Source organism: Chitinophaga sp. RAB17 (assembly GCF_052114225.1).
Lineage (GTDB): Bacteria > Bacteroidota > Bacteroidia > Chitinophagales > Chitinophagaceae > Chitinophaga.
Window position 1 is genome coordinate 92,260 of sequence record NZ_JBFREI010000017.1, and the last position, 21,738, is coordinate 113,997.

The window sequence follows — 21,738 nt, forward strand, 5'->3', positions numbered from 1 at the left end:
GTTACCATCCAAAGTTTTGCACCAGTTTGGGATTGTTGAGTAAATCCCAGCTATCCAGCGGCCAGAAATAATTCCGTGTCTGGAATGTTTGACGGAACAATGTTCTGACGCGGTAATAGAAAGTTGGATCTGACTGATCTACGTCCCAGCCTGTAACTGGTTTATTCAGTTCTTCCATACTTTTTTTCCAGCGGCGCAGATCCCAGAAGCGGGCACCTTCGAAGCTGAGTTCTATGAGTCTTTCCTGGTGGATGATCTGTCGGAATCCTTCTTTGGTCTGGAATTTTCCTGGTTGTTTGGAGTAGTTGGTCCAGGCAGTTTGCACGGTGGGCAATCCTGCGCGGGCTCTTACTTTATCGATGTATTTGAAGCCTTCTGCTTCAGGACCATTTTGTTCATTCAACGCTTCTGCATACAGCAGGTAGAGGTCTGCCAGGCGCATTTCGGGCCAGCTGTATGTTTTTACATAGAGGCCTTGTCCTTCCAGTATTTCATTTTTCCAGTTAATCATTTTTTTGCAGAAGTAACCCGTCACGTTATTATCGTAAATGTTTTTCCTGGTTTGCCATTGGCCGGCTTTTGATTCTATATGGAAAGTTTTTTTCTGCATGCTCCAGATGGCGCCATCAAATGCGAGGTCTGCATAGAAACGAGGTTCCCTGTTGAAGTGGGTGGCAACGGTAGTGTAGCCTTCCTGGATGAGCTCTCCTTCTGCTTTGGTGGCGGTTCTTAACTTCAACCGGTTGGCATAGTCCCAGGTATTATCTTCATTGATAGGCACGCCTTTATCTGTGTAGAACTGATCAGCTATTTTCATGGTAGGTGCTACGCTGCCTACTACGGATTCGTTACCGATGCGGGCGGGATCCAGGCGGGGCATCATCTGCCGTTGCATGTCGTAGTTCATCGCATTGGAATTGTTCCAGATGATTTCCGGGTTCCATTCTTCGCAAACGCTGTTGCGTAAAGACATTTGCCTGGTCATGGTATCAGAGAGGATGACACCCAGCTGATCGAAAGTATATAGCAGCATCCCCATTTTTTCGCATTCGGTGATGGCAACTTTACAGGCGTCAACCGCTTTGGTCCATTTGGCAGGATCGTATGCCGGGTTGAACAGGGGCGTGCCATCATAATTTTTAAAACCGGTATAATCCGGGTTACCGTTAAACAGTGGGCTGGCGGCTGTGACCAGTATACGTGCTTTGATGGAAAGTGCAATGGGTTTGGTAAGACGTCCCAGCTCAGTGGATCTGTCGGTAATGAGTTCCGGTAAACCAATAGCCGCGGTATCGAGCAGGCGGGAGATGTAGTTGAATACGGTGTCTACATGCAGGCGCGGTATCTGCGTTTCCTGGATCGGACTGGAGATAGGAAGATTATGATCTATAATCGGAATGGGGCCATACATGCGCAGCAGCACCCAGTGATAGTAGGCTTTGAGGAATTTTACTTCCGCAATCCACCGATCTTTTTCGGGTTGGCGCATATCTACCACTTTATTAATATTGTCGAGGAAGATATTGCAATCGCGGAGTCCCCTGAAGTAATAGCTCCATTGCGACATATAGATCACGTTAGCACTCAGGAAGCCTTGCGCAATTTGCCATGGGGATTCATCGGTGCTGTAAGGGCGTACCATCCAGAATTCATCACCGGAAAGTAGCGCAGGATTAGCCCCAAAATCGGCAGATTTAGGGAGATAAGAATAGCAGGTGAAAAGGTATTTTTCTGCTTCTGCGCGCATGGTAAATGCATTGTCGATGGTAGCGATATTATCCGGCACCACATCCAGGAATTTTTTGCAGGCAGTAAACTGCAGCAGCAGTGTGCATAGCAGTATGCGCATTGCTTTTTGGCGGAAGGAGCGGGTATATAATGTAGTAGTGATATGTTTCATGTTGCACAATTAATCGGTGAATCAAAGTCCCAGGTTAATGCCCAGATTTATTACACGTTGCACCGGATATCCAAGTCCGTTGCCGCCCATTTCAGGATCCCAGGTTTTGAATTTGCTGATCACAAACAGGTTAGAGGCATTGGCATAGATGCGGGCGGTGGTCATGTGTATGCGGTCCAGCAAGCGTTTGGGTACAGTGTATCCCATCTCTACTGATTTTAACCGCAGGAAGTTGCCACTGCGCATCCACCAGGTAGAAGTCTGGTTGTTGTTTGCCACAAAGTAGTCGCTCAGTCGCGGCCAGAAAGCATAGAGATTTCTGTTGCTTTCACTCCAGTGATCGTCTGCAATAGACTGCAGCAGGCCGTGCTGGCCACCGCCATTCAATACAAATGGTGAGGTGCTGTAGGAATCTATCCAGAAGGAAGACCTGGCAGAGCCCTGGAAGAAGAAACTCAGATCCAGTTGTTTGTAGCCAAAAGAAAATCCGAATCCATAGGTGATTTCCGGCGTAGTGGGTAACCCGATGGGTACCGCATCAGCGCTGTTAATCTGACCATCACCATTTACATCGTGGTATTTGATATCTCCGCCCATCACTACCTGGCCCCAGTTCTGGTAAGCCGAGTTGGCCACTTCCTGGTCATCTACAAATAATCTTTCTGCGATGTATCCATAGTTCTGTGAAAGTGATTGCCCTACGCGTGAACGGTATGCTTCCGGATAAGTAGGCTCTTCATTGACCAGCAGTTTGCTGGTAGCATAGGTGAAGTTACCACGGAATTGTATGAAGGAATTATTGTTAAAGCTTTTCGTATAGTCTACCGCGAGATCCACTCCTTTACCGGAAGCTTCACCCACATTGGCCTGTGTCCAGGCATTCAGCCCCATGGTGCTGGGGATGGTGCTGCGGGTCATGAGAATGTTTTTACGATGTTCCTGGTATACGTCCAGCTGTACATTTACCGCATTGAACAGGCCCAGCTCCAAACCGAGGTTTGTTTTATAGGATTGTTCCCAGGTGATTTCCCTGTTTTCATAGCGGTTAATAGAAATACCATTGCGATAGTATTCTCCTCTTTCTCCGAAGTAGCCACCTTTGCTGCCGTCATTCATATTTACATCCGAGAGGTAGAAGAAGCGGTCGTTTTCATTACCGATCTGGTCATTGCCTACGATGCCGTAAGTGGCTCTCAGCTTCAGTTTGTCGATGGTATGTTTAAGTGGTTGAAAAAAGCTTTCCTCCTGTATATTCCAGGCAACACCGGCAGAGGGGAAAAATCCGAAGCGGTGGTTGCTGGCAAATCTTTCAGAGCCATTGTAGCCGAAGTTAAATTCTGTCAGGTAACGGTTGTCGTAGCCGTAGGTGAACCTGCCGGAAATACCCTGGTTACGGTGGGGCAGTGATGACTGCAGGGAGCCGGCATTAGCGGTGAGGTAGTTACGGAACAAACCGATGAGCATACCGGAAACACTATGTACTTTATTAAAGTCCTGGTTATAGTTCACGGCGGCTTCCATGTAGGTAGTCGTCGTCATCGTTTTACTACCGGGACTATAGTTCAGGTACTCCGTACCATTGGTGTTGAGTGAAGTCAGTTGAGGGATCTTATCATACTGGTCATATTTCATGGTATAGAAATAGGGCGTGTACTGACGTGTCAGATCGAAGTAAGAATAACGTTCTGTGTATCCCATCATCCTGGCACTCAGTCCTGGCAGGATGAATTTGAAATCCTGCTTTAATTCTGCCTGTACCAGCAGGGTAGAAGTATTGTATTGCGAATAACCGGAAACTGAGTTGGCGTAAGGATTATTATAGAGGTTGCCACCATCGCCCGGCATGCTGTTGTATCCGGGTTTTATGGCGTTACCAAACAACGGATGTTTCAATTCCGGTGCGTAACTGGCAGGATATGCTGCCGGGAACATCACCGGGTTGGCCCAGATTGTTTGTGAAAACAGGCTACCACCGCCGCCTACGGGTCCGTTGTATTCATCGAACTGTCCGTAAGTACGTACAATGGCGGTAGTAGTGGGGGTGAGGTTTATATTAACATTGGAACGGAGCGAGTAATTTTTTAATTTGATGTTGCTGTTAAAGTTGTTTCGTTTATCTACGTTCAATATGCCATTGTCTACATTGTAAGTACCGGCTACATAAAACTGGGCTACTTTTCCGCCGCCTTTCAGGTTAAAGTTGGTGCGTTGGTTAACGGTGTAGTCTTTGATCAGTTGTTTTATCCAGTTATTATTGGGATATAGCAGCGGGTCGTCGCCGGCAGCAGTATGGTCTATTTTGGTTTGCGAATACTGTACATCCCGCAGCGGGTTCCTGGTGAGCACTGCTTCGTTGGCCAGGTTCATGTAGGTGATGTTGTCTGCAAAATGGAAGTTACGGGTATTGCTGGAAATCGAATTTTCGAAACGTACGTTAAAAGATGTTTTTGCTTCCACACCGGATTTAGTAGTCACGAGTACCACGCCGTTGGCGCCCCTGGCGCCATACAGGGAGGATGCGGTGGCATCTTTCAAGATAGAAAAGCCGGCAATATCATCTGGCTGTAAGCGGGCCAGGTCATTGGTGCTGGATTCCATTCCATCAATCAATATCAGCGGATCTACTTTACCGGTACCAAAAGTGGTGATACCGCGAATGAAGAAGCTGGCATTATCTCTTCCCGGTTCGCCACTGCGCTGGTAGGAAATAACACCCGATAGCCGACCGGCCAGCATGGTAGTAAGGTTGCTGGTAGGGCCTTTCAGCTCTTTAGGGTTGATGCTGGTGACCGCACTTACCATACTGGCTTTTTTCTGGGTACCATAGGCTACCACCACTACTTCTCCCACATCAGATACTTTTTGCTGCATCACTATTTTAATGAGCTTATCACTTTTTACAGCTACCGTTTGTGGTACCATGCCGATCATGGTAAATAACAGGCTGTCGCCCAGGTTAGCTTCAATCGTAAAAATACCCAGGTCATCTGTCAGTGTATTGGAGCGGCCTGATTTGTTGACTACCGTAACACCTACCATGGGGCTACCGTTACTTTCTGTCACCTGCCCCTTTATTTTAATACGGGCCACTTCCGGGACAGAGGAGCGGATGACCGTTTTCTTTTTGATGATGATTGTTTTTTTAACGATGGAATAGGAGAGTGGCTGGTCCCTGAAGATATCTTCCAGCACACGTTCCAGCGGAGCACCGTCTTGTGAGCAGTTTACGGGTTTGGCATTGTCGATCATCTGCAGATCAAAGACAAACACATACCCTGTTTGTAGCCGGATAGCTTTGAACACTTCCAGCAGGGAAGCGGCTTTTACGTGCAGGGTGACTGACTGCGCATATCCGTTGGCGTTAGCCTGCAGCACCAGCGATAGCAGCAATACGAAGGTTAGTTTCATAAAGCGAAATAGTTTTTGGTTTGATGGACCACGCCGTTTGAGGTGGCGGGCTTTTTGTAAAAGGTGCATCATGTGCGTTTAATAAGATGAATAGATTCTGGTAAGTGAGGACATAGCTACGCCTTGACGTGCCTGTCGTCTGTCGTTATTCACTGCCGGATGTTAGAACAAATGTTAAGCTGTTGTCGAATTTGGTTGACTAATCATTTTTTTCATAACTATCGATTGTAGGTTTTTTTTAAGGACTTACGGTAATGGTTTTATCTGCTATATTAAAATGTATCGTACCTGTTAATTCTAATTGTTCGAGGATATCATTCAGACTATCCTGCCTGGAAAAAGTAGCGGCAAAAGACTTATTGGTAACTTCGCCTTCATAGATCACCTGCAGATCATACCAGCGTGCCAGCTCCCGCATAATTGTTTTGATATTACCATTGAATTCGAAGCGTCCTTCTTTCCAGGCGATGGCGGCATTTACATCTGCGTTGCTGATGCTGATACCATTATGTTCTCTGTTTACCAGCGCTTGTTGTCCGGGCAACAAACGTCTTACCGATGTCCCGTTGATAATATTCACCCCGCCTTCCAGCAGAGAAGTACAGATATCTTTTTCCTCTTCGTAGGCCATGACATTGAAGTGGGTGCCCAGCACGGCTATTTTGGTGGTATTGGTTTTTACAATAAAGGGCTGATTGGCCTGCGGGGCTATCTCAAAATAAACTTCTCCCTGTATGGCTACTTCCCGGGTGCTATCTGTAAATGCGGTAGGGAAGCGGATAGAGGATGCGGCATTCAGCCATACTTTGGTGCCATCAGGCAGTACTACCTGGTAGGTGCCACCTTTGTTGGTATATATGGTATTGACAGTAGGCGTGATAATGGCACTGTTGCTGTTATAAGAAAGAAGATTTCCTTGTTGGTTTACAGATACGCCTGATTGTACTGCTACGGTAGTTGTATCCGTTTGTTCCAGGTCAATAACGGAGTTGTCGCCGAGTACGAGTCTGGCCTTTTCATTTTTAGGCTGGGCCGGGTGGCTGCTGGCCACAGGCATATTAACAGGGCTGCTTTTCTGATACAGTTTATAGCCGGTAACGGAAATCGCTGCCAGGATACATGCGGCAATGGCGGCCCGTTTCCAGAGCGGTACCACGCGGATGGGCGCTGGTGCAACGCCCCCGGAGGTTGTTTGCATGATTTGCTGTAACATGTTGGCCGCGGTATCATCGGGCATGGCGCCAACGTCGTCTGCATCCAGCAGGAGTTCATCCAGCAGCTGCTTTAGTTCTTCGTCATGTTCTGTCTTTTCTACCAGGAGCATAAATTCCTGTTGTTCTTCCGGCGTGGACTGCCCGGAGTAGTATCGACTGAACAGGTATCTGAAACGGGATACTGTCATGAAAAGCGATTTGATAATGGTGTCTGAATAAGGAGACGATAAAAAGGAGCCGATGGGTTAGTGCCCCGAAAAAAAAATTCGATTTAGCAACAAAGGCATATCAGCAGGAGGAAAGTATTAAGGTCCATACGTGCCAGACAGAAGGCCCGGATAGAGCGCATAGCGTTAGCCAGGTGGACTTTGATGGTTTCGGGAGATAATTGCAGGCGGTCTGCAATTTCATTTCTTTTCAGTCCCTCTTCTTTACTTAATTTATAGATGAGTCCCTGTTGAGGAGGTAACTGAGCGATGGCATTTAAGAGAATCTGTTCATATTCTTTTTGAATCATGGCAGCCTCTCTTATATTATTGACCATGGTAGCAGAGAGTTCTGATTCCATGAGTTGTTCCCTGGCCAGTAATTTGAGTGCGGTGAAAATATGATTGCGTGTAACCGTAAAAAGATAGGCTTTAAAATGGCTGATTTCATGCAGCTCCTGGCGTTTCAGCCACATCTTCAGAAAAACATCCTGTACGGTATCTTCTGCCTGTGAGGTAGAACCCAGTAAACGGAAAGCAATAGCGTATATACGGTGACGATAGTGATGGAATACTTCGGCAAAAGCATTGTCATTGCCTTTTGCAAGACTTAACAATAGTTCCCTTTCATTATAGGTATTGACTTCCATACGTGGTTACAGTAAAGGCAAATTACTGTATTATAACATAGCTTGTTAACCGTAAATTCGCCGGGAGTAATATTATTTTAGCTATTAGCTTTTAGCGGTTAGCTTTTAGGAAATGCAGCGAAGGAATAATGGGATGATAATGTTATGTTCCTCTTCGCTGCATTTCCTAAAAGCTAACCGCTAAAAGCTAACCGCTAAAAGCTCTTTTTTCACGACATTTTGAAAAGCCTTAATTTAGTGGTTTAATCCGGACCTAAAAGTGAACCTGGCATTATGGAAATAGTTAATGAAGCAACGTATCAGGCCGCCGCTAAGGTAGCCGGGACCATAGAAGCACATTTTCAGAAACACCTTTCCACTGCGAAAGAGGAGGGGGAAGATGACCTCGCCGTGGTACCTACCTCGCGGCAGGTAGAGAAAATTATTGATGTGGCCTTCTGGGCCAGTTTACGTAAAGAAGAAGGCAACGCAATCCGTATATCACTGGCATTTTTGCCACCATCACAGGCAGGTAAGCCTTTATTGTTTGAGAAGCCGCTGTTGCTCACGCCGCAGCTGCTCACCAAGCTGGCACCGGGCGTAGAACGTCCTGGTATACACGTAGGCGTGTGGTTTGAGGGAGATGAACTGTATGTATGGGGAACAACTATTAAATTACCGAACCTTTGTTTTGTACTGGACGTTTCCGAGCCGGGATTGCTGGTGGTGAAGCACCGCCGGGCTGCCGGGTTGGGCAAATTTACCAATGTGGCCGTATTACGCGGCGACCAGATAAAGGTGGTGAATGAAGACAGTGGCCTGCTGCCTGACAGTCCCCCGATCCTTAAATCCTTGCTGGGCCTCACGCCTTCCTGTTTATGGAACAATGGGGTGAATGTACTCATACAGATCGCCGTATCCATGCGGGCACATAAGCGGGGAGGTATTTTACTGGTAACACCTTCTAAAAGTGACGCCTGGCGCGACTCTATTATACATCCCCTGCAATATCCTATCCATCCGGCCTTTTCAGGCGTAGCGGATCTGCTGCGTTATGATGGTAAAAGTGTAACAGAAATTTTCTGGCAGAATGCCCTTCGGAGAGAAGTAGAAAATATTACCGGTCTTACTGCGGTAGACGGGGCTACCATCGTCAACGACCAGCAGGAATTACTCGCCTTTGGCGCTAAAATAACCCGGGCCAAAGATGCCTGGCCGGTAGATAAAGTATTGCTGGCAGAGCCTATTGAAGGTGGTATTCCAACGTTGATCCATCCTTCGGCGATTGGTGGTACCCGGCATTTGTCGGCCGCACAGTTTGTGCATGATCAGCACGATTCGCATGCACTGGTGGCTTCACAGGATGGCTATTTTACCGTATTTTCCTGGTCGGCCCGGCAACAACTGGTACAGGCACACCGGATAGATATATTGTTGTTGTAAGCAGCGGGTATTGTCTTTGTCCAGGATTATACTGATTATACTGATTTTTACTCTTATGATTTTCCGGATTTAAAAGATTTTGGAAGATATAAGTGGATAGACTTATCCGCTTATATCTTCCAAAATCTTTTAAATTCAAAAAAGTTAAAAATCAGTATAATCAGTATAATCCTGGACAAAGACAATACCCGCTGGAATATTCTTTACTTTGCAACCATTATATGGATCGATACTTTATTATTAATAAGCCACATAACATGGTTTCGCAGTTTGTGAGCTCGCATCCGGTGAGACTCCTGGGGGAACTGGATTTTGATTTTCCGGAAGGCACACATGCGATCGGACGGCTGGACAATGATTCGGAAGGATTATTAATATTAACCACCAACAAAAAAGTAACACGGCTGTTATTCCAGGGCAAGGCGCCACATGAGCGCACCTACCTGGTAAGGGTAAAGGGCATCATGAGTGAGGCTACTTTACAACGGCTGAAAGACGGTGTTGCCATTTGCGTTGCGGAAGGGCAGGAATATATTACCACCCCCTGTCGCGTAAACATCGTAGACCGTCCTCCCGGTTTATTTGATCATCCCCGGGAGCTACCTAATAATGCACCACATACCTGGTTAACGATTACGTTGACAGAAGGGAAATTTCACCAGGTAAGAAAAATGGTAGGAGCAGTGCATCACCGCTGTCAGCGCCTGATCCGCGTATCCATTGAAGATTTGCTGCTGGGGGATTTACAGCCGGGAGAAGTAAAGGAGTTTGCGGAAGAAGAATTTTTTTCCCTGCTGAAAATTGATGACTATAAAGATTAGTGCATCCATATTGGAAATTGTTTTTTATAAAGATGTATCCAGCGCAGTCGTCAATTTTGCCGCAGGATTAGAGAAGATCGCATTAGGTTAACGGGTTGATTCTTATTACGTTTGCGCTTTGGAATCATGTTTTAACGAGATATTATTATGAGGAAACTTTTCTGGCTTGCAGGGGCTTTGTGTTTAGCGCTGCAGGTTACTTTCGCGCAGTCACCGCGCTACCCCATCATTCCCTATCCGCAACAACTGGTGGCTAAAACCGGCACATTTGTGATCACCCCGGCTACCAGCCTGGTATTGCCGGAGGACCCAACGCCATTTTTAATTGAAACGGCACAACTGGAACTGTTGTTGACCCAGGCATTGGGTAAGCCGCTGCCAACTGCGAAGAAGGCGGCGAAAGGTGCGATTGTATTACGTCAGAACCCTGCGCTGGCAGGAGAGGAGGACTATACGCTGGATATCAGCGGAACGCAGTTGCTGATCACCGCGAAAACGGGCACCGGTTTTTTCCGGGCTATTCAAACCTTGCGGCAGCTGATGCCGGCCAGCATAGAAGATGCAAGTACGCCTGATCTGACAAAAATCATTCTTCCTGCGATGCAGTTGAAAGATCATCCGGCCTACGGCTGGCGTGGCATGCACCTGGATGTGTCGCGTCATTTCTTCTCGGTGGATTATCTCAAAAAATTCATTGACCTGCTGGCATTATATAAAATGAACAAGCTGCACCTGCACCTGACCGATGATCAGGGCTGGCGCATTGAAATAAAAAAGTACCCGTTGCTGACGTCTCAGGGCGCATGGCGGGAATTCAACAACCAGGATTCGGTGTGCATGCAAAAGGCGGTGAACAATCCTGATATGGCCATTGATACCTCACATATCATCCATAAAGATGGTAAAACATTGTATGGTGGCTTCTATACACAGGAGCAGATGAAAGACGTGATCCGTTATGCGGCTGCACGTCATATCGAAATTGTTCCTGAAATAGATATGCCCGGACATATGATGGCGGCCATCAGGGCTTATCCATTCCTGGCTTGCAGCAGTGAATTGGGCTGGGGCAAAACCTTCTCCACGCCTATTTGCCCTTGTAACGAATCTACTTTTAAGTTTGCCGAAGATGTGTTTACAGAGATCGCCGAGTTATTCCCTTCAAAATATATTCACCTCGGCGCCGATGAAGTAGAGAAAACCAGTTGGGCCGCAGCGCCTGGCTGTGCGGAAGTGATGAAAGCCAACAACCTGAAAACGGTGGAAGAGCTGCAAAGCTATTTTGTAAAACGGATGGAGAAATTTTTCCAATCCAAAGGTAAAACGCTGATTGGCTGGGATGAAATCCTGGAAGGTGGTATCAGTCCTACTGCAGTGCTGATGTACTGGCGCTCATGGGTGCCTGATGCGCCGGTAAAGGCAGCCAGGCATGGCAACCAGGTGATCATGACACCCGGAAATCCACTGTACTTCGATGGTATGCCTGATCGCAATTCCATTTATAACGTGTATCATTTCCAGCCGATTCCGAAAGGATTAACAGCAGATGAGTCTACCCATATCATGGGAGCGCAGGCGAATATCTGGACAGAATACATCCCTTCAGAAAAACGAGCGGACTATATGTTTATGCCACGTATGACTGCCCTGGCGGAAGTGTTGTGGACGAACCGCAATGAATACGACAGCTACCTCCAACGGCTGAACGAACAATATAAGCGCCTGGACCTGTTGGGGGTGCACTATCGTTTACCTGACCTGGATGGGTTTACAGAAGATAACGTGTTTGTAGACAATGGGACCCTGGAGGTGAAGAAGCCACTAACGGATATGACTATCCGCTATACCACAGACGGCACTATTCCGGGTGACAATGCCACCGTACTGCCGGCACATTATACCATCAGTGAGCCACAAACCATTAAGCTGGCGGCTTTCAGCCCTGCAGGCAACCGGGGTGATATCTATACGCTGCACTATCGCAAAGAAGCTTACCGCAAAGCTACGGTGGTTAAAGATGCGCGTCCGGGTTTGAAACTGGATTACTATGCAGGTACTTTTAAAAGCGCTGCTAAAATTAAAGCACAATCCGACAGCAGTATCCGCGTAAACAATGCCATTATTCCGGAAGGGATGGGCAAGGGTGGTGGTGCTTTCGGCGCCCGCATACAGGGTTATATCAACGTACCTGTTACCGGTATTTACAGTTTTTACCTGACGGTTGATGACGGAGGAATATTATATATAGATGACCAGGAAGTAGTGAATAATGATGGCTGGCATGCTCCTTTTCAAAAGAGCGGGCAGGTAGCACTGGAGAAAGGCTGGCATCCGGTTAAGGTAGCATTTGTAGAAGGTGGCGGTGGTTATACCCTTAAACTGGAATACAGTGTGAATAGCAGCAAGCTGCAACCGGTGCCTGACAGCTGGTTTGGAGCAGGAAGATAATAAAGCAATACCTGACTATAGGAGCGGATGACGATAAGTTATCCGCTCTTTTTTGTTTATATAAAGTACTTTTTTTTGTTATTTTTATGGCATTATGCGCATTGTAAAAATACTATTGTTCCTGTTAACCATTGGTCAGGCGGCATTTGCAACGGATGCTGCGTTGGCAAAAATACTGGCCTCCCTTAGTGGAGAGCAAAAAACATTGTTGTACCAGTATGGTACGTTAAACACCTGGGCAACTCCGGCACAGGCAGACAGCTTCTGGCGGCAGCATCAAACGGAGCTAACCAATATTTCACAAGAGGATGGGAAGTTGCTGGCTACGGAGCTACTGGCTAATACAGAGCTGGTGTATTCCATTAAGAAGCCTTCCCGTTTACAGGCACTCCGGGGTGTGTTTACCGCTTCCCGGCTGTTACTGGGACTGGCGGGATTGATAGGCGCCTTTGCGTTGCTGATGTTGCTGGGTAAGTATATGCCGGGAATATGGAAATGGCTGGTGCTGCGTTTTTCCGGGGTATTCCGCCGGTTGTTTTCGCCACGTATGCTCAGCTGGGAATTGCTGGCAGTGGGTATTGCCATCGTTTACTTTGGTCCGATGTTGTTGGACGTGATGCTCCGCACGGCGGTAATCCACCTGGGATTTGCGCTGATATGGACGCAACTAACGGCGATAGCTACACGTCAACATGGCGCCAAACAGTATGTGGATGTTATCCGGCGCAGCTATAGTAATGAGTATAGTCCGCTGAGGATATTTGTGAATATATCAGTTCCAGCCTTACTCGTTTCCGTGGCGATATTCCGGGTAATGTGGGTGTGTCCGGATACCTGGTACCGTTACGAAGTGATTGTGCCGGTGATGATCGGCATCTTTGCGTTGCCGCCTTTGCGTGGTATGGAAGGTATTTTAAGCCGGGTGTTGTTTCCGTTCCGGGAGTCTCATCTGAGAGCCCAGGACCGGCGTTTAGCTGCTTATATCGTGATATCGATAGTGATATGGATCATCCTGTTGGTATTACCGGTACTGTTGTATGAGTCGCTGTTGATGCTGACTATTTTCGTGGCGGGGCTGTTGTTTGTGTTGTCGATTGCAGAAGTGACGCATTGCGGACCGCGAAATTACTGGTGGCTGCAGGTGATGACGTTGATTTTCCTGTTTGCCACTGTAATGGTGGGAGCCCAACGGGGGCTGCTTTTCCTGACCTGGGAGGGTATGGGAGGCCTGGTGGTATATTTACTCATCAAGTACTGGGAAGTACCGGCAGTATTCGGCTGGAGCTGGAAGAACAAAAAGGGCTGGGGTGCGCTGGGTATGGCTTTGCTGATATGGGGCATCGCCACATTGATTCGTTCGCATCCGGAATGGTTTGTGCTGTTTCGCGGGTAGTTTAATAATATTTAATGTAAAATTTGATGTAAAAGTGTATTTTTGCGCTCCTTACCTGTATCGAATTTAATTAATTTAAGATACGCGTAGATCTGAATAACGTACTGACAAGGCTTCTCAGGGCCTCCAAGGCGTTCGCAGGGTCTACGCTTTTTTATTTCCCTGACTTTTTTTTTGCCCCGGCTAGTACTATTGGCGTTTGTAAGAGATATGTAACGAATGCTATTCCTTTTTATGAGCGGTGATGATTCATAGCAGAAATGTAATAGATTCAGTAATTGTATTTTCTACGCTTAATTGTTTTAAATCACGTTATGGTGAGAACACTTGCATTTTTAGCATTGCTCGGCCTGGGCAGCAGTGTGGCAGCACAACAGCAGGCGCCGGCCTATCCACTGATCACGCATGATCCTTATTTTAGTATCTGGTCAACTACAGATGAGTTGAACGGCAGCTCCACCACCCATTGGACGGGTGCTTCCCAATCCCTCACCGGCCTGGTAAAAGTAGATGGTGTTACCTATCGGGTACTCGGACAAAACGTGCAAAGTTATCAGGCGGTAGTGCCCACGAGTGATGAAAAGGCATACGAAGTAAAATACACTGAAACGACGCCGGCAGGCGAGTGGATGCAGGCTGCCTATGACGACAAAGCCTGGAAGACAGGCAAAGCGCCGTTCGGCGATAACTCCGGCATGGGCGGCACTCCCTGGCACAGTCATGACCTCTGGACCAGGAGAACATTCGATGCAGGTGACTTAGCATCTGCTGCGTTATTTTTAAAGATATCTCATGATGATAATATTAAAGTATACCTCAACGGAGAAGAGATTTACAATTACGAAGGCTGGCTGAATAAATATATTTATCTCCCTATTCCAGATGCTGCAAAAAGTAAATTAAAGAGCAAAGGCAATGTATTGGCTATTCATATCCTGAACACCGCCGGTGGCGCTTTCCTGGATGCCGGTATTTCGCGTTTAGCGGCCGCTCCCGGGGAGAAAGGTATAGAGAAAGGGGTGCAGACTGCCGTGAACATCAACGCCACGCAAACCAGCTATAACTTCAACTGTGGTAAAGTCGATCTCACGCTAACCTTCACCTCTCCATTGCTGATGGATGACCTGATGCTGCTGTCGAGGCCCGTATCTTATATTTCCTATCAGGTAGCCGCCAATGACAACGCAAGCCACCAGGTAGCTGTATACTTCGGGGCCTCCTCCAACCTGGGTGTAAACGTGTCCTCACAGCCGGTTACCGCTACAAAATATACTTCCGGCAAGTTATCTGTTTTAAAAGCAGGCACCAAAGAACAGCCCATACTAAAGAAAAAAGGAGATGACCTGCGTATCGACTGGGGCTACATGTATGTGGCTGCACCCACCGCCGCACATCCCATACAATACATCAGTGCCGCCAGCGATGCCATGCAGGCCTTTGCCAACGGTACTACTCCCGGCACCAAACAGGATAAGGAACTCATGTTAAGTACCGTTGTGAACCTGGGCGCCGTCAACAGCATTGCCAAAGAGCAACTGTTCCTGCTCGGCTATGACGACCTGTTTGCTCTGCAGTATTTCCATACCAACCTCAAAGCCTGGTGGAAAAATGATGCTACCCAAACCATCGATAAACAATTGAACACGGCTTACACGGACTACGCCAGCATCCTGGACAAGTGTACTAAATTCAACGCGCAACTACATAAAGATGCGGTGAGCACCGGTGGAGCATCTTACGCCAAACTCTGCGAACTGGCTTACCGACAAGCCATCTCCGCACATAAGCTGGTAAAGAGTCCACAGGGAGATATCCTGTTTCTTTCCAAAGAAAATTTCAGTAACGGATGCATCAATACCGTAGATGTTACTTATCCATCTGCTCCGTTATTCCTACTTTACAATCCGGATTTGCTGAAAGGCATGATGAATGGCATCTTCTATTTTTCTGAAAGTGGTAAATACACCAAGCCTTATGCCGCACACGATCTGGGTACCTATCCGCTGGCTAACGGTCAGGCATATGGCGAAGGGATGCCTGTAGAAGAATCCGGTAACATGCTGGTGCTGGCAGGCGCCATCGCCCGCGCAGAAGGGAATGCCGACTACGCCAAAAAACACTGGGCTACCTTAACTACCTGGGCCGAATACCTGCTGAAAGAAGGCTTCGATCCCGCTAACCAGTTATGCACTGATGACTTTGCAGGTCACCTGGCACGTAATACCAACCTCTCGCTCAAAGCCATCGCCGGTATTCGCGCATACGCCATGCTGGCGCGTATGTGCGGCCAAACAGCTGTAGCAGATAAATATGAAAACAGCGCCAAAGAAATGGCGGCTAACTGGATCAAACTCGCAGATGATGGCGATCATTTCAGTCTTGCTTTCGAAAGCAAAAACACCTGGAGCCAGAAGTACAACCTAGTGTGGGACAAAGTGCTGAACTTTCATCTCTTTCCAACAGACGTATACAAGAAAGAAATAAATTTCTATCTCACGCAGCAACATAAATACGGTCTGCCGCTGGATAGCCGCAAGACTTACACCAAGTCCGACTGGATTATGTGGACCGCCGTGCTAACAGACAACGCCGCTGATTTCAATGCATTCATTGCACCACTATACACCTATGCTACGGGCACGGCTACACGTGTACCACTCAGCGACTGGCACGAAACCACTGATGGTAAAATGGTAGGCTTTCAGGCACGTAGCGTAGTAGGAGGGTATTTTATGAAGATGCTGGATGCGAAGTTCAATCCGTGATATTTTAGCCCTTCCCGCGTTGCCGGGAAGGGCTTTTTTTATAGCGTTTTATATATATCAGAAATGTAGCTGAGATAAATAATTAAAAATGAAGTGAATAAAATTTGGAAGTAATTTAGAAATTATTATCTTTGCACTCCGTTAAACAAACGGGTATGAATGATTCCCTAGCTCAGTTGGTAGAGCAATACACTTTTAATGTATGGGTCTTGGGTTCGAGTCCCAAGGGGATCACTGGAAGATTACAAAGCTCGCTCTGGTCGCGGGCTTTGTTGTTTTAGTCTATTTCGTAGTCTATCAAAGTGCGGAATTGCTTTTTGTGGTTACTTAGTTTTATTTGGGTTGACTTGTCTATACTAATTTACAACATTTAAATTTTAAGATCACAGTATTAGTTTCTAGTTCGGATTGTTTAATCTCATTTTTTCACGCACTTTATACAGGCTACCTAATTTCTATAGTGAGCAATCTGTTCAAGATAGGAATGTCTTGAAATGCTTAGATTTTAATTGGGAATAGTTAAATAATTAAATGATTATAGATAAAAATAGATCTATGTTAATTTTGTCGGAATCTTATTGAAGATTGACATATTAGGTTTATTGGTTACTTTGTCTCTACCAATTGGGTTAGCATGTATTCTGTTAAAAAAATCTGGCTTTTCATTCCAATAATTTAAATAAAAGAAGGAAGTAGAGGATTCACTAAACTCTTTTTCTATTTTGGATAGAAATTCAAGAGTAAGATTTGTAATCAATACGGTAGTTGAGATTTTTAGGCGAAATTTTAAAGCCTTAATACTTTCTATGCCACTCCATGACTGATGTGGTTTGCTAATGGAAACTACAGCAGCTTTTTTATCATCCCAGATGTCCATTAAATCTTTTCTTAATTTTAAATTGATGATTCCATATGGGAGCAGTAAAACTACCTTGAATTTTTTTTCAATCATAGTTTTTATTAGGTCTATTTCAAAGCTGCTATTATAGGCCATTAAAAATGTATAATCATTGTTTACTGGGACGGTATCAATACTGCTTAGTATAGCTTTTTTCTCTCTTTCTGATGCTTTAGGATCGATTATTATTGAAAACAAAGAATAATTTAATAATTCCTTATTCCCTTTTACAAACACTTCAACAGCAGCTTTACCATTCAATTTTGATGGAAAGCTGCTATCATCGGGAGTGATTTTACAGATTCCTAAGGAATCAAGTTCTTTAATATCATCCTGAGATATAGATATGTTTGTGGAACTTGCTGGTTCAAAGACTAATATTTTATTATCAAGATCATCAAGGTATTCTTGGATCATTGATTTTACTCTCTCCCAATCTAAACCACCATGGCCACATCCAAGAGCAGGAAGAGTAACTGTTTTACAATCATATTGTACCAAGAAATTCCTAAGCCAGGCTAAGCCTTTTTCCACATATTCGTATTCTGAAGGTTTTTTCCAATGTCGTTTCGTGGGAAAATTGATTATAATCGGTGAAGTGTTAAATAAACCTTGATCAATCCATACATGGGGCCTTCCAATTTCAACTCTTCCGAGATTGCATTCTCGAAGATATTCCTCAAACATTTTTGGGAACTTTTTTTTGAATTGAAGAGCAACGCCAGCACCCATCACACCCACACAGTTTACTGTATTAATGCGGATGTCCGCATCATAATCAAAAAAATCACCTGTAACAAATTCTATCATCGTAGTCCCTTTTTTTCTAAAGTATCCTGCTTAAAAGCATCAATTTCCGCTTTATATTTTGCATGCCACATCCAATTAATTGCAGCTATGTCAGCCATATTTAGAGTTGATAGCATGTCAAAGTCCTTTTCATCGTTGATGATGTTCTGTAGTTGCACTGGGTCTCTATTTTTACCAAAAATCTCGCCTATTAAATCATGATAAATTACCAACATGCAAATCATCCTAATTTCGTAATTCGATAGGTTTTTAAAATCCTCATTAAGAATACGAGCAACCATTGGTGCTGCATCAGCGGGATGATCGGGATATGCTGGTTGCTTCCCTTTAGCCCATTTCTCCGCCGGCCCTTTTCCAATATCATGCAAATATGCAGAAATTTCAAGTATGTTTTTATCTGAATCGCTACATTTGTTATAGTATTCTGTTTTCTTTAATTGTTCTACTACATTGAGAGTATGATCACTAACATTTTCAGAATGAACATCATTTTCAGTCTCTAATTTATAAATCCCTTTTAGTTCTTTTATTGCACAAAAATCAGCTTTTAATTTTGCCAAGCAATCAGCGATATCTGCGAATAGATAGTCTTTTTTTTCCCTTTTCTCCCGGTTATCAATTAGAGTTTTAACTATATTTTCATATTTTTCCCTCAATACACGAGGTCCTGTAACTAGTAGGCTATTTTCCTGCCCGTGAACCATAAATTTCGTGAAAAAAAAGTTGTGTCTTCCAATCGGCGAATATTCAATTTTGGGAGAACTCTTACCGCTTTGGTCGAAAATATCAATTACTTTCTTCTTAGTTTTTTCATTGTAGACTATTATAGATTTAAAAAAATCCAATGGGACCGCTTGGTGGACCAATACTTCTGCCATCTTTTGATGCCTTTTTATCTCATTGGCACATCCCCATTTTTGTGAATCTATTTCTGGCCAATTTAAACTGGCCAAATCTTGTGGATTTGAATAAAAAGTTGGTGGTTCAGATGTATTGGCGGAGGCATCAGTAAAAACCACATTATCGGCCAATAATTTTTCAATTGGAACTGCTAAAATGATAATATCGTTTTGGTCAACATTTTTAGAATTTACAAGAGAAAGAAACATGGGATTTACAGAGCAAAAGTAGAAAGGAACATAGTCATGCACAGTGCCTTTGGGGCCACAGGTTACGGCCATCGAACTTCTACGTTCTTGTATGCTATACGATGCTACATTCACATGGTTTAATCCGGCTTCCTTTTTTAGATTCGTGGAAAGTAAACCATTACTGATTATAGAGCTAAGATTGTCAATATGTGTAAAATGGTAAAAATATCTATGTAGGTGTTCTTGTGGTATTTGGGGCATATTATTAATTGATAAAATTAGTATTAAAATAATATACCAAATTTAATGTTTTTTCCGGGTTTAATGGAAGGTTATATGGGGATAATTATATACATGTGCATGATTTAATTCAAGCTCTCCTTTGGCCAGAATTCATAACTTTCAGCATTTCATTAAAATGGACGAGTCATTGGAAAGGACAAGATAGATTTGATTGCAAATCCTGAATTCATGTTTTTTAGCAAATGATCATTTTGTTAACTGGGTGCAAATATTTTATATACAAATATACACATGTATATGTATATTTTCTTTATACTATCAGTTCTGACAGAGGTCTGATAAGAGAGACTCCCCCTTTCTTTTGTTACGAAAAGTATTTTTTCACCCTGGTTTGGCTGTGGGCCAGGAAGTTATTTCTTTAATAGCTACAACATTTTCTTGCGGGCTGGTTGTATTTAAATCAAATCGAACAGCTAATTTTAGAGTTGCAAGAGTAATATCTGGTTAGATATAGGGTTGGCTACGAAATGTGATTGTTAATAATCAATCAGCTTTTGAATTGTCGTTTGTGTTAATACTCGTATTGTAATTATTTTGCCACTTGTAAATGTAATTGTTTTAATTCATGCAAATCCAAACGGAAAGAGGATATAGAGTACCCAGCCCTATATTTATAAATCAATAATTCTGTATTGTGGCATTTCGTCATAGGTTCTACCATTTAACAGGCGACCATTTTTTTTCTTATTTGTTCCGCCCATTGCTTAAAGAAAAATGCAACATCTGAGGCCTTACATTGATCCATAATTTCAATAAAATTCGCCAAATGGGCATCTAGTACGCGTTTGTCAGAAATTACAGGGTAATTTGAAATTATACTTTATATTTTATCACTGTGTAAGTACTACATTGCTCAAGTAATCTCATCTGAAGGCGTTAATCTTTCGTAATCCGTAAAATTTAAATTCTATTGATTTTAGAGTGACAAAATTTTCTATCTATCATCTACCATACTAAGGCATTTGAGGTCTAATTTTGGCCATAATTACTTGTTCCTACAAAGTATTGTATAACTGGCTCAAATGAAGCTGCGATAATTGCGACTAAAATACTCCAAAGCAAAAATAGAATCCAATTGCTTCTGACAATTTCGATTATCCCTGACGGCGTAAGGCCGCAGACTTTAAAAATTGATACGTCAATTTTGAGCGAGCCACGATCAGCTAAGGTTAGTATTCTATCTATGATTTCAACCTTTCTTGTTGTGGACATATGAAGAGCTAAGTAATCTCCCTTCTCAAAAGCAATAGCTTCTTCTTTACCAGGTAAAGCATCTCTGTCTGTAATTGAATTTATCGCTGCAAGTTTTAGTAGCTGTCCATTAGGTTTATGTTTGGCGAACTTGTATGTGTATATATAGCCGAGTAAAATAGGAAGGTCAAATATGAATCGATCATCTAAATATGATGGACTTCCACCTAAAATTTTATATCTATTTGATATTGCTTCGAATCCAAAACTGGAATTTCTCATATTCCAATGCACCCAGTAATGAGTTTTATGCTTTTTGAGATAGCTATAAAATCCGTTGAGCATACTTTTCTCGAGAACATCAAAGTCGGAATCAGTTAGTGTACCGAGAGGTTTGTTCAAAATTTGAGCTTCTATTTGAATCGAGAATGTTTTAGTAGTGTTATTGCCTCTGTTTTTTACACAGATCGTTACTATCCTAGGGGTCCTGCCTTGTAAATTGAAAAATGATTCACAGCTATAATGTATAATGAGGGTTTTGTCATTTTCTTCTTTTATTTTGTTGACTATTTTCTTCCCTTTTTTTCTTTCTGAAAGCCTTTCAGAGTTTAAAAATGTCATTTCCCGAATTTTGGTGGTAAATATGAATGGGGTGGTTCGATATATCAAATTTATAGTTTTCTGATTTAATTTTTTGTATTAATAAATATATTATAATATGCTACGTTATGCACGTATATGCTGTGGCTGCGATTACCGGCAGCTATTTCGGGGCTTTTTTCCTTACGCTTCATTCATTAGACATAAAAGAACTGATCAGCAATGTAAAATTGAATAACACTAACCTTTTCAAACGTCATTTGTGAGCATTAAAACCCAACCAGTAACATTTTTACTCGATTAGCATACTACATTTTCCAAACTGCCGGTACTCTTTAGAGAGCGTGTTTGTGAGGAATGTAACTATAGCACCCCTACATTCTACAGAAAGATGTGGGGGATGGATAGGAGGGGTGACGGTAAGCTTGTACAGGCACTGAGCAGGGCAGAAAAAGAAAAGATACGTGAGATTGCTGAGGAAGTTACCAGTGGCTTATCTACCTCCATTTTCGGGGATCAGGAAAAGTAGTATAGAATTTTTTTTATCGTTTAGGACTGCATGACAATGGCGCTTGATTTTTCTTGCGCCATTTCCGCTTTAGGGTATTGAATGTAAAT

The 21,738-nt window shown here is 44.0% G+C and carries 13 protein-coding genes and 1 tRNA gene; 7 read left to right on the plus strand and 7 right to left on the minus strand.

Going from position 1 to position 21,738, the window contains the following annotated elements; translation table 11 throughout:
- Position 1: 1 nt before the first annotated feature.
- The 4 genes from AB4Z08_RS33145 to AB4Z08_RS33160 all read right to left on the minus strand — a co-directional run bounded on the left by AB4Z08_RS33145 (position 2) and on the right by AB4Z08_RS33160 (position 7,378).
- Positions 2 to 1,900, minus strand: coding sequence for a RagB/SusD family nutrient uptake outer membrane protein (locus AB4Z08_RS33145; RefSeq protein WP_441578085.1), 1,899 nt, complete (start codon positions 1,898 to 1,900; stop codon positions 2 to 4).
- A 21-nt stretch (positions 1,901 to 1,921) separates the two neighbouring features.
- Positions 1,922 to 5,308 carry a SusC/RagA family TonB-linked outer membrane protein gene (locus AB4Z08_RS33150; RefSeq protein WP_441578086.1) on the minus strand — a complete coding sequence of 1,129 codons (3,387 nt, stop codon included), beginning with the start codon at positions 5,306 to 5,308 and terminating at the stop codon, positions 1,922 to 1,924.
- A gap of 238 nt (positions 5,309 to 5,546) precedes the next feature.
- Positions 5,547 to 6,710 carry a FecR family protein gene (locus AB4Z08_RS33155; RefSeq protein ID WP_441578087.1) on the minus strand — a complete coding sequence of 388 codons (1,164 nt, stop codon included), beginning with the start codon at positions 6,708 to 6,710 and terminating at the stop codon, positions 5,547 to 5,549.
- 83 nt (positions 6,711 to 6,793) lie between these two features.
- Entirely contained in the window at positions 6,794 to 7,378 is a 585-nt protein-coding gene (locus AB4Z08_RS33160; protein WP_441578088.1) for an RNA polymerase sigma factor, read from the minus strand.
- A gap of 273 nt (positions 7,379 to 7,651) precedes the next feature.
- Between AB4Z08_RS33160 and AB4Z08_RS33165 the strand changes: the two genes are divergently transcribed.
- The 6 genes from AB4Z08_RS33165 to AB4Z08_RS33190 all read left to right on the plus strand — a co-directional run bounded on the left by AB4Z08_RS33165 (position 7,652) and on the right by AB4Z08_RS33190 (position 16,461).
- Positions 7,652 to 8,800: a putative sensor domain DACNV-containing protein gene (locus tag AB4Z08_RS33165; RefSeq protein ID WP_441578089.1), complete on the plus strand. Its 1,149-nt coding sequence runs from the start codon at positions 7,652 to 7,654 to the stop codon at positions 8,798 to 8,800.
- 221 nt (positions 8,801 to 9,021) lie between these two features.
- On the plus strand, positions 9,022 to 9,621 hold the full coding sequence (locus AB4Z08_RS33170; protein ID WP_441578090.1) for a pseudouridine synthase: 600 nt from the start codon (positions 9,022 to 9,024) through the stop codon (positions 9,619 to 9,621).
- A 147-nt stretch (positions 9,622 to 9,768) separates the two neighbouring features.
- Complete coding sequence (locus AB4Z08_RS33175) at positions 9,769 to 12,069, plus strand: family 20 glycosylhydrolase (protein ID WP_441578091.1); 2,301 nt, start codon at positions 9,769 to 9,771, stop codon at positions 12,067 to 12,069.
- A gap of 94 nt (positions 12,070 to 12,163) precedes the next feature.
- Complete coding sequence (locus AB4Z08_RS33180; RefSeq protein WP_441578092.1) at positions 12,164 to 13,462, plus strand: hypothetical protein; 1,299 nt, start codon at positions 12,164 to 12,166, stop codon at positions 13,460 to 13,462.
- Between the two features lie 314 nt (positions 13,463 to 13,776).
- Positions 13,777 to 16,227, plus strand: coding sequence for a glutaminase domain-containing protein (locus AB4Z08_RS33185; protein ID WP_441578093.1), 2,451 nt, complete (start codon positions 13,777 to 13,779; stop codon positions 16,225 to 16,227).
- Between the two features lie 161 nt (positions 16,228 to 16,388).
- Positions 16,389 to 16,461 (plus strand) — tRNA-Lys (locus AB4Z08_RS33190).
- A 319-nt stretch (positions 16,462 to 16,780) separates the two neighbouring features.
- Here the strand turns inward: AB4Z08_RS33190 and AB4Z08_RS33195 are convergent.
- From AB4Z08_RS33195 to AB4Z08_RS33205, 3 genes are all read right to left on the minus strand, one after another.
- Positions 16,781 to 17,935 carry a macro domain-containing protein gene (locus AB4Z08_RS33195; protein WP_441578094.1) on the minus strand — a complete coding sequence of 385 codons (1,155 nt, stop codon included), beginning with the start codon at positions 17,933 to 17,935 and terminating at the stop codon, positions 16,781 to 16,783.
- Positions 17,932 to 19,287 (minus strand): type II toxin-antitoxin system toxin DNA ADP-ribosyl transferase DarT, encoded by a 1,356-nt coding sequence (gene darT, locus AB4Z08_RS33200; RefSeq protein ID WP_441578095.1) that lies wholly within the window; start codon positions 19,285 to 19,287, stop codon positions 17,932 to 17,934. The genes AB4Z08_RS33195 and darT overlap by 4 nt, the downstream gene beginning before the upstream one ends.
- Positions 19,288 to 20,298: 1,011 nt before the next feature.
- A complete protein-coding gene (locus tag AB4Z08_RS33205; RefSeq protein ID WP_441578096.1) occupies positions 20,299 to 21,141 on the minus strand; it encodes a hypothetical protein in 843 nt (280 codons plus the stop codon).
- Between the two features lie 379 nt (positions 21,142 to 21,520).
- On the opposite strand from AB4Z08_RS33205, the gene AB4Z08_RS33210 reads away from it, so the two are divergent.
- Positions 21,521 to 21,649, plus strand: a complete 129-nt coding sequence (locus AB4Z08_RS33210) for a hypothetical protein (RefSeq protein WP_441578097.1) — start codon at positions 21,521 to 21,523, stop codon at positions 21,647 to 21,649.
- Positions 21,650 to 21,738 lie beyond the last annotated feature (89 nt).